Origin of the sequence: Haloarcula sp. K1 (assembly GCF_001647155.1) — an archaeon.
Taxonomy (GTDB): Archaea; Halobacteriota; Halobacteria; order Halobacteriales; family Haloarculaceae; genus Haloarcula; species Haloarcula hispanica.
Window position 1 is genome coordinate 125,803 of sequence record NZ_LRHL01000023.1, and the last position, 12,853, is coordinate 138,655.

At 64.4% G+C, this 12,853-nt stretch carries 14 protein-coding genes; 5 read left to right on the plus strand and 9 right to left on the minus strand.

What is annotated here, in order from left to right:
• Position 1 precedes the first annotated feature (1 nt).
• Complete coding sequence (locus tag AV929_RS08100) at positions 2-1,123, plus strand: DUF373 family protein (RefSeq protein WP_064287954.1); 1,122 nt, start codon at positions 2-4, stop codon at positions 1,121-1,123.
• Between the two features lie 35 nt (positions 1,124-1,158).
• Positions 1,159-1,878 (plus strand): diphthine--ammonia ligase, encoded by a 720-nt coding sequence (locus AV929_RS08105; RefSeq protein WP_014040163.1) that lies wholly within the window; start codon positions 1,159-1,161, stop codon positions 1,876-1,878.
• A gap of 28 nt (positions 1,879-1,906) precedes the next feature.
• Here the strand turns inward: AV929_RS08105 and AV929_RS08110 are convergent, their stop codons facing one another.
• Entirely contained in the window at positions 1,907-2,875 is a 969-nt protein-coding gene (locus AV929_RS08110) for a sugar phosphate nucleotidyltransferase (RefSeq protein ID WP_023843233.1), read from the minus strand.
• An 84-nt stretch (positions 2,876-2,959) separates the two neighbouring features.
• On the opposite strand from AV929_RS08110, the gene AV929_RS08115 reads away from it, so the two are divergent.
• Positions 2,960-3,607 (plus strand): NUDIX hydrolase, encoded by a 648-nt coding sequence (locus AV929_RS08115; protein ID WP_064287955.1) that lies wholly within the window; start codon positions 2,960-2,962, stop codon positions 3,605-3,607.
• Positions 3,608-3,632: 25 nt separating this feature from the next.
• Here the strand turns inward: AV929_RS08115 and mce are convergent, their stop codons facing one another.
• On the minus strand, positions 3,633-4,022 hold the full coding sequence (gene mce, locus AV929_RS08120; RefSeq protein WP_064287956.1) for a methylmalonyl-CoA epimerase: 390 nt from the start codon (positions 4,020-4,022) through the stop codon (positions 3,633-3,635).
• Between the two features lie 81 nt (positions 4,023-4,103).
• On the minus strand, positions 4,104-5,786 hold the full coding sequence (locus AV929_RS08125; RefSeq protein WP_004961982.1) for a methylmalonyl-CoA mutase: 1,683 nt from the start codon (positions 5,784-5,786) through the stop codon (positions 4,104-4,106).
• 128 nt (positions 5,787-5,914) lie between these two features.
• On the opposite strand from AV929_RS08125, the gene AV929_RS08130 reads away from it, so the two are divergent.
• On the plus strand, positions 5,915-6,388 hold the full coding sequence (locus tag AV929_RS08130) for a peptidylprolyl isomerase (protein ID WP_064287957.1): 474 nt from the start codon (positions 5,915-5,917) through the stop codon (positions 6,386-6,388).
• A 19-nt stretch (positions 6,389-6,407) separates the two neighbouring features.
• Here AV929_RS08130 and AV929_RS08135 read toward each other — a convergent pair whose 3' ends face one another.
• Positions 6,408-6,992, minus strand: coding sequence for a GNAT family N-acetyltransferase (locus tag AV929_RS08135; protein ID WP_064287958.1), 585 nt, complete (start codon positions 6,990-6,992; stop codon positions 6,408-6,410).
• A gap of 108 nt (positions 6,993-7,100) precedes the next feature.
• Here AV929_RS08135 and AV929_RS08140 point away from each other — a divergent pair, with 108 nt between their 5' ends.
• Positions 7,101-7,805 carry a helix-turn-helix domain-containing protein gene (locus AV929_RS08140; RefSeq protein ID WP_014040170.1) on the plus strand — a complete coding sequence of 235 codons (705 nt, stop codon included), beginning with the start codon at positions 7,101-7,103 and terminating at the stop codon, positions 7,803-7,805.
• A gap of 28 nt (positions 7,806-7,833) precedes the next feature.
• Here AV929_RS08140 and AV929_RS08145 read toward each other — a convergent pair whose 3' ends face one another.
• The 5 genes from AV929_RS08145 to AV929_RS08165 are packed head-to-tail and all read right to left on the minus strand — an operon-like array spanning position 7,834 to position 12,772.
• Complete coding sequence (locus tag AV929_RS08145; RefSeq protein WP_014040171.1) at positions 7,834-8,571, minus strand: ABC transporter ATP-binding protein; 738 nt, start codon at positions 8,569-8,571, stop codon at positions 7,834-7,836.
• Positions 8,564-9,319 (minus strand): ABC transporter ATP-binding protein, encoded by a 756-nt coding sequence (locus AV929_RS08150; RefSeq protein WP_064287959.1) that lies wholly within the window; start codon positions 9,317-9,319, stop codon positions 8,564-8,566. Before AV929_RS08150 ends, AV929_RS08145 begins: the two co-directional genes overlap by 8 nt.
• 1 nt (position 9,320) lies before the next feature.
• Positions 9,321-10,472 (minus strand): branched-chain amino acid ABC transporter permease, encoded by a 1,152-nt coding sequence (locus tag AV929_RS08155; protein WP_064287960.1) that lies wholly within the window; start codon positions 10,470-10,472, stop codon positions 9,321-9,323.
• Positions 10,469-11,413 (minus strand): branched-chain amino acid ABC transporter permease, encoded by a 945-nt coding sequence (locus tag AV929_RS08160; protein WP_064287961.1) that lies wholly within the window; start codon positions 11,411-11,413, stop codon positions 10,469-10,471. Before AV929_RS08160 ends, AV929_RS08155 begins: the two co-directional genes overlap by 4 nt.
• Positions 11,414-11,422: 9 nt before the next feature.
• Positions 11,423-12,772, minus strand: coding sequence for an ABC transporter substrate-binding protein (locus tag AV929_RS08165; protein ID WP_064287962.1), 1,350 nt, complete (start codon positions 12,770-12,772; stop codon positions 11,423-11,425).
• Positions 12,773-12,853 lie beyond the last annotated feature (81 nt).

The following is a 12,853-nucleotide window of genomic DNA, read 5'->3' on the forward strand; positions in this document are numbered from 1 at the left end:
TGTGACTACGCTGGTGGTGTGTATCGACAGGGACAGTCCGGCCGCAGCGGCGTGTCCCGTCGTCGGCCGCGACGCCGTCGAGTCACTCATCACGCAGACGGGCGTCGTTGACCCGGAAGACAGCCGGGTCAACTGTTTGCTGGAAGGGCTCGCGGTCGCGGACGAACTCGAAGCCGAGGGGTCCTCGCCGGTGCTTGCCGTCGTCGGCGGCGGGAGCGACAGTGTCGGCTCGGACCGGGAGATCGCCAGCCAGATCGACGATCTGGTCGCCAAGCACGACCCGGACTCCGCGGTCGTCGTCGTCGACAGTGCCGACGACGAGCGGCTGGTTCCCATCATCGAGAGTCGCGTCCAGGTCGACGCCGTCGACCGGGTCGTCGTTCGTCAGGCCCGCGACATCGAATCCACGTACTACCTGCTCAAGCAGTTCCTGGCCGACGAGGAACTGCGCAAGACGGTGCTGGTCCCCGTCGGGATCATCATGCTCGCGTTCCCGCTGTTGCTCGTCGTCACCAGCCCGACCATCGCCGTCGGCGCTATCGCGGCCGCCATCGGCGTGTTCCTCATCTACAAGGGACTGGGTATCGACGCATACCTCTCCCGACTTCCCAGCCAGACCCGGGAAGCCCTGTACTCGGGACAGGTGTCGCTCGTGACCTACGTCGTCGCCGCCGGCCTTTCGCTCGTCGGCATCTTCGCCGGCGTGCTGGGCGTCTCGGCGGTCGGCGATATCAGCCCCTTCCTGCTTGCGAACCGCTTTGCCTTCGCGTCCGTCCCGTGGCTGACCGGCGCGGCACTGGCCGCCTCGCTGGGCCGCCTGCTGGACGAACTCATCCAGCAGGAAGGGGTCCGGAGCGCGTACGTGAACCTCCCCTTCGGTGCGGTCGCGGTCGGGCTGGTCGTTCGCGGCTTTTCTGCGTACTTCCTCGAACGCGGTGGCGTGTTCGAGCCGTTTCACGTGCCGGAGACGAACCTCGGCATCGTACAGATTCAGGGGTTCTCGCTGGAGGCGGGGACCCGCCTCGGGCTGTTCATCCTCGCAGGTATCCTCATCAGCATCGTCGGCGTCCGGGTGGCGACCTACGTCAGCCACACCGACATCGAGGACGAACTGGTGGAATAGACAGCGATTTACGCCGCCGCCGGCTACCGGCGGCTATGACAGACGGCGCGTGGGTTTCGCTGTTCTCCGGCGGCAAAGACTCCTCGTGGGCGTTGTACCGGGCACTGGAACGGGGCCACCCTGTCGAACATCTGGTGACGGTCCACCCGGAGGGCGACTCCTACATGTACCACGTTCCGGCGACTCGACTGGCCCGCCTGGCCGCCGAGAGCATCGGTATCCCGCTGGTGGAAATCGAGCCCGATGACTTCGAGGCCGACGACGTGCTCGACTCCGGCGACCAGGGCGACGCCGAACTCGAACCGCTGGAGGCCGCGCTACGCGAACTCGACGCCGAACTGGACGGCGGCATCACCGGCGTCACCGCTGGCGCAGTCGAGAGCGAGTACCAGACGACCCGCATCGAATCGATGGCCGACCGCCTCGAAGCCAACGTGTTCGCGCCGCTGTGGCAAGAGAACCCACGCGACCTCGCCGACGCGATGCTCGACGCCGGCTTCGAGATACGGATCATCCGCGTGGCCGCCTACGGGCTCGATGAGTCCTGGCTGGGTCGCACGCTCGATGCCGACGCGCTCGACGAACTGGAGGCGCTCAACGACGAGTACGGCGTCCATATTCTCGGCGAAGGCGGCGAGTTCGAGACGCTCGTCACCGACGGGCCACACATGGACCGCCGGATCGAACTGGAGTACGAGACGGAGTGGGACGGCAGTCGCGGGACGCTACAGATCGAAGACGCGTGGCTGGCGTAATCGGGAGAATCAAGACGGCTAGGCGGAGTCAGTCGCCGTTCGTCAACTGTGTGTGTGCGCCGATGAGCGCTCCGGCGAGGTCCAGACTCTCGACCTGCGTATCCCGGTCGATAATCGACTCGCGGATGTCCGAATCGAGGATGGTCGTGTCCGGGAACACGATGGTGCCGTCGAGGCTGGAGTTGACGATTTCTGCCCCCGAGAGGACGTGGACGTTCTCGCCGAGCGTGGTGTTCTCGATGGTGGCGTCCTCTGCGACGACGTTGTCGCCGTCGAGTTCCCACGCGACGGCCTCCAGATAGCTTTCGGGCGTCCCGATGTCGTACCAGGCGTCGTCGAAGGTGAACGCCCGGACCGGACCGTCGTCGACGAGCCACTGGATGAACCAGCCGGGTTCGTCGGGGTTGTTTCCATCTTCGAGATACTCGTTGAAGCGAATCGCATCGGCCGGGAACGCGTAGCAGGCAATCGAGACGAGCGTGCTGTTGGGGTCGTCGGGCTTCTCTTGAAAGTCCGTGACTTCCTCGCCGTCCAGTTCGATGAGGCCGTAGGAACTCGCCTTCTCCCGCGAGCCGACATCGTAGGCGGCGAGCGTGGGATCGCCGTACTGCTCGAAGTAATCGACGAAATCGGCGATGTCGAAGCTGATGAGGTTGTCGCCGGCGATGACCAGCAGGTCCTCGTCGCCGAGCCCCTCCCGGTCGACCAGTTGGGCGAGCGCGCCGACGACGCCGAACTTCTCGTCCTCTTCGGCGGTTTCCTCGACGGTCAGGGACGGCTTCTCGAAACTACTCGCGGCGATGTGGTCCCGGAAGTCGTCGGCAAAGCGCTGATTCGTACTGACGAACACGTCCGAGATGCGATCGTCCTTCTCCAGTTCGCCCAGAATCCGGTCGATGACAGTCGTCTCACCGACTGGAAGCAGCATTTTGGGCCGGTTCTTGGTGACAGGCCAGAGCCGGGTGGCGTACCCGCCTGCGAGGACAATCGCTTTCATGTCCGGAAGCAGACAACCAGAATACAAGTTCTTTTTCATCGGCTGGACCGCGGCACTTATCGGTGGCCCGCAGTATCACCTCGTATGACTGGCGACGACACCCCGGCCGACGCGGAGGCCGGCGACGCGAACCTCACAGAGAAAATCAACCAGACGAACGTCGACAAGCGCATTGCGAGCCTGGAAGCGGCCTACGACGAGGTTCCGGTCACCGAGGAGGCCTTCGAGCTGTCGCCCGACGAATACGCTGACGTGTTCGCTGCGACACGCGGGACCGGCTACTCCGGAAACAGCGTCGTGTTCGTCACTCGGGACGGCTCCGAGTTCCCGGAGCTAAGCGACCAGATACCCGATCAGGCGGCCGGCGACACCCGCAACCGCGTTCTGCTGGTGCTGGGCCGCGGCGCTGATATGTGGGCGCTGCCGGGCGGCGGCAAAGGCGACGAATACGAATCGGTACAGGGGACCGCCGTCCGCCGCGTCAACGAACAGACCGGCATCCGCTGTACGGTCACCGGCGTCGCAGAGGTCGTTCACTCGAAGTACTATCCGGATACCGACGCACAGGGGTCGGTACACACGCTAGACATCTACCTCGAAGCGGAGTACAAGAAGGGAAGCCTCGATGTGGACGAGTCGGAACTCGTTGGAGCGGCGTGGTTCGCGGAGCCGCCCGAGCGGCTCACGCCCGGTGCCGAAGAACGGTTTGCAGCGTTGCTCGACGACGAGTGAATCCGGGCCCGGGACGAGAAGCCGATTAGTGTTCGACTAACTCCACGAGCACCCCACCGGTCGTCTTCGGATGGAGAAAGGCCACGTCGTGTCCCCACGCGCCGGGCCGCGGCTTCTCGTCTATGAGGTCGATGCCGCAGTCACTGACTGTCTCTAGCGCGGCAGCGATGTCGTCTGTCTCCAAGGCGACGTGATGGATTCCCGGGCCGTTGCTGTCGAGATATCTGGGAATCGCGCCGTCGGCGTCCGGCAGCGGTTCCAACAGTTCGAAGTACCCGTTGCCCATCTCCAGAAACGTCACCTGCAGGCCGTCGAACGTCTCCTCGTGGACGACCGGTGTTTCGAAAGCCTCGGCGAACAGTTCCGCGAGCGGGGCGGCGTCGTCAGTTGCGATACCGGCGTGGTCGAATCGCATGGACGGCCGTACACCGGGGTAGCTTATAATTCTGGAGCACAGATGGCTCGAAAACAGGACGGTCCCGCGTTTCGACCGACCTTACATCGACGAACCGGGCTGGTACTCGCCGAACACGTCCCGGAGCACGTCACACACCTCGCCGGTCGTGGCGTACACCTTCACGGCGTCGATGATGTAGGGCATGACGTTCTCGTCGCCCTCGGCGGCCCCCCGGAGCGCGTCGAGTTTCGCCTCGACGGCCTCCTCGTCGCGCTCCTCCCGGACGGTGGCCACGTTGTCTTGCTGGGCCTGTTCGACGGCCTCGTCGACTTCCTCGATGTCCTGTTCGCCCTCTTCTTCGACCTGATACTCGTTGACGCCGACGATGATGCGCTCGCCGGCCTCCTGTTCGCGCTGGCGCTCGAAGGCCACGTCCTGGATCTGGCGCTGGACCCACTGCTCCTCGATGGAGCGGCGCATCCCGCCGCGGTCGTCCACCTCCTCGATGAGGTCGCGGGCCTCGGCTTCGAGTTCGTCGGTCAGCGACTCGACGTAGTAGCTGCCGGCTAACGGGTCGATTGTGTCGGCCGCGCCGGATTCGTGGGCGAGTATTTGCTGGGTCCGCAGCGCAGTCCTGACAGACTGCTCGGTCGGCAGGCCGATGGCCTCGTCCTTGCCGTTGGTGTGGAGGCTCTGGGTCCCGCCGAGGACCGCCGCGAGTGCCTGGTAGGACACGCGGACGACGTTGTTCTCGATCTGCTGGGCGGTCAGCGTCGACCCGGCGGTCTGAGTGTGGAACTTCAGTTGCTTGGACTTGGGGTTCTGGGCGTCGAAGCGCTCGTCCATGATTTTCGCCCAGAGGCGACGCGCGGCCCGGAACTTCGCCACCTCCTCGAAGATGTTGTTGTAGGAGGCGAAAAAGAACGACAGTTGCGGGGCGAACTCGTCGACATCGAGGCCGGCCTCGATGGCTGCCTCGACGTACTCGATGCCGTCCCCCAGCGTGAACGCGATTTCCTGAGCGGCCGTCGAGCCGGCCTCGCGGATGTGATACCCCGAGATGGAGATGGTGTTGAACTTCGGCGTTTCGGCGGCACAGAACTCGAAGATGTCGGTGATGAGCCGCATCGACGGCTCCGGCGGGTAGATGAACGTGTTCCGGGCGATGTACTCCTTGAGAACGTCGTTCTGGATGGTCCCGCGGAGTTCCTCGCGGTCGACGCCTTGCTTGTCGCCGACGGCGATGTACATCGCCAGCAGCACCGACGCGGGGGCGTTGATTGTCATGCTCGTCGACACCTCGTCCAACGGGATGCCGTCGAACACGGTCTCCATGTCGTCCAGCGAGTCGATGGCGACGCCGGTTTTGCCGACTTCGCCGGCAGCCATCGCGTGGTCGGAGTCGTAGCCCATCTGGGTGGGCAGGTCAAAGGCCATCGAGAGCCCAGTCTGGCCCTGGTCGAGCAGGTAGTTGAACCGCTCGTTGGTCTCCGTCGCAGTTCCCATCCCGGCGTACTGGCGCATCGTCCAGAGGCGACCCCGATAGCCGGTCGGATACACGCCGCGGGTGTACGGTTCTTGGCCGGGAAACCCTAGGTCCTCCTCGTAGTCGAGATCGGAGATGTCGGCCGGGGTGTACAGGCGGTCTACCTCGTGACCTTCGGTGTCCGTGGTGAACGTCTCCTTGCGTTCGCCAAAGCGGTCGACGGTGGGCTGGACGTCGTCTTCCTCCCACTGAGCCTTCGACTCCCGTATCTCTTCCAGCTCGTCGGGGTCAAACATGGACGGATTGTCGGACGGCGGAGGCTTAAGGGTTCTTAAATCCTTCACGGTTTGTAATACATCCCGTCACGATACGGCAGCGCGCTGTTCCGAGGTGGGTTTATATCGTCGGTATCTATCGAGGACGTATGCCAATCGAACCGGGAGACGGCGTCACCATCGAGTACGTCGGCCGCTTCGAGGACGGAAGCGTCTTCGATACGTCACGTCCCGAAGTCGCCAGAGAGCACGGACTCATCGAGGCACAGGGCGTCGAGGCGAGCGAGTACGCACCGCTTTCCTTCACCGTCGGTGCAGGGGATATCATCGAAGGGATCGACGAGGCCATCGCCGGAATGACTGCGGGTGAGGAGGCCACTGTCACGGTGCCTCCGGCGAAAGCCTACGGAGAGTTCCAGGCCGACCGCGTCCGCGAGTACGACCCCGAGACGTTCGAGGGTATGGTCGGAAAAGAGCCGGAGGTCGGGCTCCACGTCGAGGCCGAGAACGGCCTCCACGGGGACGTGACTGCGGTCCGAGACGACGCTGTCGAGGTGGATTTCAACCACGAACTGTCCGGCAAGACGCTCGTGTTCGATATCGAAGTCGTCGACGTCAGATAATCCGTCCGTCGTCGGATAATCAGTCGCCCGTGTCGTACTTGTAGGTCGCTTCGTCGGGATCGATGCCGAAGTCCTCGGGTCCCTCCTCCGGCTCGGGTTCCTCGGACTCGCCGGCACTGGCCTGCTTGAACCGTTTGCGGAGGTGCCCCGGTACTTCGAAGCGGTCGATGGCCACCCGGAGCGGCACCGCGTCGGGCTGGATGTTCTCCTGTTTGGTCGCGAGCCGGTCCCGGAGCCGGTCGGGGAGTTGCGCCGGTTCGATGCGCTCGAAGCCGAACTGCGAGAGATACTCCGAGGCGTTCGTCAGCGAGTAGACTGTGTCGAACCCCTCGTCGCCCGCGTACTCGACCAGGCGCTCGATGACGTGTGCGCCGACGCCTTGGTTGCGCCATTCGGACAGGACGCCGATACTGGTCAGTTCACAGACGGACTCCTCGTCGCCCTTGTGGATACGGATACGGCCGAAGCCCGCCTTTTCGTGGCTCTCCTCGTCGATAGCGACGACGTAGTCCCGGGATCTGAAAGCCGTCTCGTCCAGCCCCATCTCCTCGATACGGTCGAGCAACCAGACTTCCTCTCGGTTTTTCGCATCCCGGACGTACATACTCGAAAGTTAACTGCCGCAGTCAAAAGGGTTTGCGGCGTAACTGGCACGGTCGAGTTACGTAGCGGATAGGCAATCACTAAGAGAGTTCAACATGATTGATTACTCATGATCTCGCTCGAGATGGACATGGTCCAGTACGACTGTCCGTATATCGACACAACACGGGACTACGAAGTGTCGTTTCTGGCCAAGCAGTGGGATTTCCACCCTGTCGAGCGGGAGTTGGAGACGCGGATCATGGTCAACGGCGCAGACCGGGAGGAACTGGATCGCGGGCTGAACGCGCTCGAAGCACACGACCACATGGAGTCCTATCAGCTCCTCCGCCGGAAAGGCGACCTGGCGCTCATCCGCTCACGAATCGACGAGACGAACGCGATGAGCGTCATCCGCGACCACAGCGGCTACATTACCGGGCCGTTCCGCATCCGGAACGGGTCGGAAATCTGGCACGTCGGCTTCGATACCGAACGCGTCGCGGAGGGCACCCTGTCTGAACTGGAGCGGGACAACGACTACACCATCCGGTCCCGCGAATCGGTCGACCTCGAAGACTACTACGACCTGCTGCAGAACATCGACTCGGCAAAGCGGCTGGTCGATGGCTGCCGGGAGCTGTCGGATGTGGAGCGGGACACGCTGGAGAAAGCCGTCGAGGGCGGCTACTTCGACACGCCGCGGGACGCCACCCTGTCGTCGCTCGCCGAGGAGTTCGATGTCTCTAAGATGGCTATTTCGAAGAATCTGCGCCGCAGCCAGCGGAAAATCCTCGACCGCGTCACGACGGCGATGAACGACGTGACCGAGTAGGCCACCGATCCGGCGCTCCGGTTTTCCGCTACTCCGTACCGCTCCCCTGCATCAATTTCTGGATGTCTTCGTCGGCCGCCAACTCCTCCGGGTCGCCGCTGGCGACGATGTCGCCCCGTTCGATGACGTACAGGCGGTCGACGACATCGGGGACGTGCGTGACGTTGGACTCCGCGATGAGCACCGCGATGTCGCGGTCGTTAATCTCCCGGATGTAGCGTTTGAGGCTCTCGACGACGACCGGGGCTAGCCCCTCTAGCGGTTCGTCGAGGATGAGCAGGTCGGGCTGAAGCGCTAGCGCCCGGCCAATAGCGACCATCTTTGCCTGGCCGCCACTGAGGTTCTGGACCTTCGCGTCCCGGCGGTCGTCGAGTTCGGTCAGCACGTCGTAGACGCTCTCGATGACCGCGTCCTCGTCGTCGATACCGCGGGCCTTCCCACTGGTCCAGATGGGGAGCCGGAAGTTTTCGTCGACAGTCATCCCGGTGAACAGCTTCCGGTCCTCGGGCTGGTAGCCGATGCCCCGCTTGGGAATCAGCTCCGAGCGGATGTCGGTCAGCTCCTCACCGCGGAACCGGACCGAGCCGCTCCAGACTGGCGTCAGGCCCATGATGCCCCGGAAGGTACTCGTCTTGCCGGCCCCGTTCCGGCCCACGAGACCGACCGCCTCGCCGGCGTTTACGTCGAGGTCGACGTCCTCGGTCACCTGAAACCCCTCGACGGCGGCGTTGAGACCGCGGACGGACAGCAGGGCGTCGCTACTCATCGTCACCCACCCCCAGGAGGAGCCGTCGGAGTTCGTCGTCCGTTTCGAGCATCGTCGGCGGACCGACCCCGTGGACGGTCCCCTGATGGAGGGCGACGACGCGGTCGGCGTACTCGGTGACGATGTCCATGTCGTGCTCGATGGTAACCGTCGTGACGCCTTCGGCGCGGCCGACCTCGACAATCGTCTCGATGACGTACTCCTTCTCGCGGGTCGACACCCCGGAGGTCGGCTCGTCGAGCAGGAGGTAGTCCGGGTCGAGACCGAACGACATCGCTACGTCCAGTAGCTTCCGGTCGCCGTGGGGCAGTTCCTCGGCAATGGTATCGGCCGCGTCTTCGAGCCGGAACTTCGCAAGCAGTTCATCGACCTTGGTCTCCACTTCCGCGTGGCCGTCGGCCATCGAGAACAGGCTCCAGGTTTTGCCCTGTTCGGTCAGCACGACCGTCCGGAGGTTCTCACGGACCGTCATCTCCTCGAACACCTTGACGACCTGGAAGCTCCGGGCGATGCCGGCGTCGACGCGCCCGTTTGCCGACATGCCGGTGATGTCGTCGCCGTCGAGGACGATGGAGCCCTCGTCCGGCGAGAGAAAGCCGGTCAGCAGGTTGATGAACGTCGTCTTCCCGGCCCCGTTCGGGCCGACGATGAAGACGAGTTCGCCGTCCTCTTTCCCGAACTCAAGCGTGATGTCGTCAGTCGCGACCAGTTCACCGAATGACTTCCGCAGATTGCGTGCTTCGAGCATATCAGTCGACTCCGAAGAGGATTATCCGCAGGCTGGTCAGCGACTCGGCCACCTTCTGCTCTATCGATTGCACGGCGGTCCGGCCCCACGATGACAGGACGGAGGGCTCTCGACGCAGTTCATTGAGCCGCGTGTTGACGATGCCGCCGGACCGGAGCGAGCCGACGATTCCCCGCGGGAAGCCGTACACCAGGATCAGGAGCACTACGCCCGTCAGGAAATCGTAGTACTGGGTCACGTCCTGCCCAACGTCCTGCAGGAAGACGAGGACGACACCGCCGATGAGCGGGCCGGCAAGCGTCCGGAACCCACCCAGAATCGCCATGAACAGGATGTCACCGGACCGGAGGAAAAACAGCGTCCCCTCCGGACGGACGTACTGGCGGACGACGGCGTACAGCCCGCCCGCGACGCCGCCGTAGATGCCCGAGATGACGAACGCGGCCCAGACGTAGCGGCGGACCGGCAGGCCGATGAACCGCGCCCGGGTCCGTTCCTGCCCGATGGCGTCGAGGGCGTTTCGGAACGGCGACTGCGTGATGCGGTACATCACGAACAGGCCGATGAGGATGACGACCACTGTCAGGTAATACGTCAAGATCTGGTACACGTCGGGGCTAAACGCGGTCCCGAACAGGAGCGGCTGGTTCGCCGGCCCCGGCCGGATCGGGAGCCCGTCGCTCCCGCCGAGCGCGCTCTGGCCGAGCGCGATGGCGTACAGGAGCTGGCCGAAGGCCAGCGTCAGGAGGGCGAAGTACAGCCCGGTGTGTCGCAGGGATAGCACTCCGATGATGGCCGCCATCACCGTCGCGGCGGCGATGGCCCCGAGCAACAGCAGGCCGACGCTCTGGACGCCGGCGTAGCGGGCCAGCACTGCGGTCGCGTACGCGCCGGTGCCGAAGAAGGCCGCGTGGCCGAACGACGTGAGCTTCGTGTGGCGAAGCAGGAGGTTCAGTCCGACCGCCGCGAAGCCGAACAGCAGGCCCTGGTGGATGACGCTGAGCTGGAGGCTGTCGGAGACGGTCGTGAGGTCCGGCACGATGAACAGAACGACGACCCCGAGGACGAGGAAGGCCGCTTCCCGACGGGTCACTTCGACCCCGAGGAAACGATACGCCGGCGTCCCGTCGCGGTCGACGCGCTCCGGCCTCACGCTGTCTCACCCCATGTCCCGAACAGCCCTTCGGGCTTGACTAGCAGGATTAGCGCCATGATAGCGAACGGGGCGGCGATCTCACCCGGCGGATACAGCGTGATCATCCAGCTCCGGATGACGCCGACCAGGAGCGCGCCGACGAACGCCCCGCGGAGGCTTCCCAGGCCGCCGATGACGATGACGACGAACGAGAGCACCAGCGGGTTGGTGCCCATCTCCAGGGTCGCCGACGTGGGCGGGACCGCCATTGCACCGGCGAAACCGGCGAGGAAGGCTCCGAGCGCGAACACCAGCGTGAACACGCGGTCGGTGCTGACGCCGATGGCGGTGGCCATCTCGCGGTCGATGGCCGTCGCGCGGATGATGCGCCCCGTCTTTGTGCGCTCGAAGAACCAGAACAGGCCCACGACGACGACCGAGCCGACGAGGATGACGAACACGTTGTAAGTCGGGTAGTTCAGCCCGACGAGTTCGCTCGTCGGAATCGTGTTGATGGCGCTGTACACGGCGTCGGTCCGTATCGAACTGTCCCCCCAGATGAACTTCTTCACGTCGAGGAGGATGAGCAAGAGGGCGAAGGTCAGCACCAGCTGGTACACCTGGTCGCGGTCGTAGATCTGCCGGAGGAACACCGCCTCGAAGAGGGTCCCGACGGGGAGGAGGATGGCTGCTGTCACCAGAACGGCTGCGAGAACCGCGAGAACGAACACGGCGGTGCCGACGACGCCGCCCCCCGGTGGGCCGACGACACCGATAATAAACCCGAACACACCGATGGCGGTGTACGCGCCGATGGAGAACAACTCTCCGTGGGCCAGGTTCAGGACGTCCAGGATGCCCAGGATGACGGTCAGGCCCGAGGCTATCATGAACAGAATGAACCCGAACTGGATGCCGTTGAGCGTCTGGACGAGCGCGGCTGTGGGTGTTACGGCCATGGCTCGGTATCAGGCGCTCCAGCTGTCCAGCCAGTCGCTGCCGGTGACGCCCGGCGGCGGCGCGGTCTCGGTCGCCGCGTAGGTGTTCACGTCGTCGAGCCTGGCCGCGCCGAGGTCGTCGTCGTACACCATCTGGCCGGCGAAGGAGTTCGACGCGCCCTGGTGGTCCTCGGCCATGTTGTGGTAGCCGGCCGGTGTGAAGAAGCCGTGGCCCTCCAGAACCTGCGCGATTTGCTCCTGGCTCGGGTAGGTGCCCAGCAGGTCGATGGCCTTCTCGACGGCCGTCGCCCACGCGGTGACCGCGCCGTAGCCGCTCATGTAGTGAGCCGTCGGGACCGTCACGCCCTCTTGCTGTGTCGCGGCGTCGAACAGCTCCCGGCCGGGCTGCCAGTTGCCCAGCGCCGGCTTCCCCCAGTAGTAGTTGCGCGACCCGGAGTAGATATCCGTCCCGGCCAGCGCGTCGCCCGGTACGTCGCCGGCCGCGCTGTACAGCGTCGTGCCGAACACCGTCGTGTTCTCGAACATGTCGTTGGCGTTCGCCTGTCGCACGAATGTCGTCACGTCGCCGCCCCACAGGCTGGAGAAGGTCACGTCCGGCTCCTCGTTGTTGATCGAGGTGATGTGGTTCGACATGTCGCTGGCTCCGAGTTCCGGGAACCCCTCGTAGACGATTTCGGCGTCCGTGAGTTTCTGGATTGCCTGCGTGAACACCCGCATCTCGTCCTCGCCGAAGGAGTAGCCGGGGTTGACCCCGGCGACGGTCGAGATGTTGTCCGCACCGATGCGCTCGACGGCCTCGCGGGCCATCGTCACCACCTCCATGATGTCGTAGTTCTGGAAACGGAAGGAGTAGGTCGGGTCAGGGACGGTCTCCTCGTAGAGCGTCGTCACCGTCCCGTCGGTGCTGACGTTGATGATCTCGTTTTTCTCGACTTCGGGGGCGATCTGGCTGTGCGTGCCGCTGGAAATCGGGCCGAACGTGACCTCTTTTCCCTCCTCGATGAACTGGTTGTAGCTGTCGAGCGGGTTCGACCCCTCGTTGACGACGTCCAGTTCGATTTCGCGTTGTCCACCGACACCGCCCGCTTCGTTGATGCGCTGGACGGCGAGTTCGGCCCCGCGCTGGGCCTGGATACCGAGTACGCCCGGTGCGCCACGCGTGAACGTCAACAACCCGGCCTGTATCGGGTCGTCGGAGATATCGCCACCGGACTGCCCGCCCTGGTCCGCTGTTTCACCGTCGCTCAGCAGCGTCGAGCAGCCAGCGAGTGCTGCGGCGACGGCCGAGCCGCCGACGGCGGAGAGCAGTTGTCGCCTGCCGATGCCACCAGTGTCATGGTCCGTTGTCGTTTGTTCCATAGGTGTGTCCCAATACGCCCCGGATGAGTCCGGGATGTCTGGTCACGCGGTGTGTGCCACGCTCACAGGGATGACTGATTC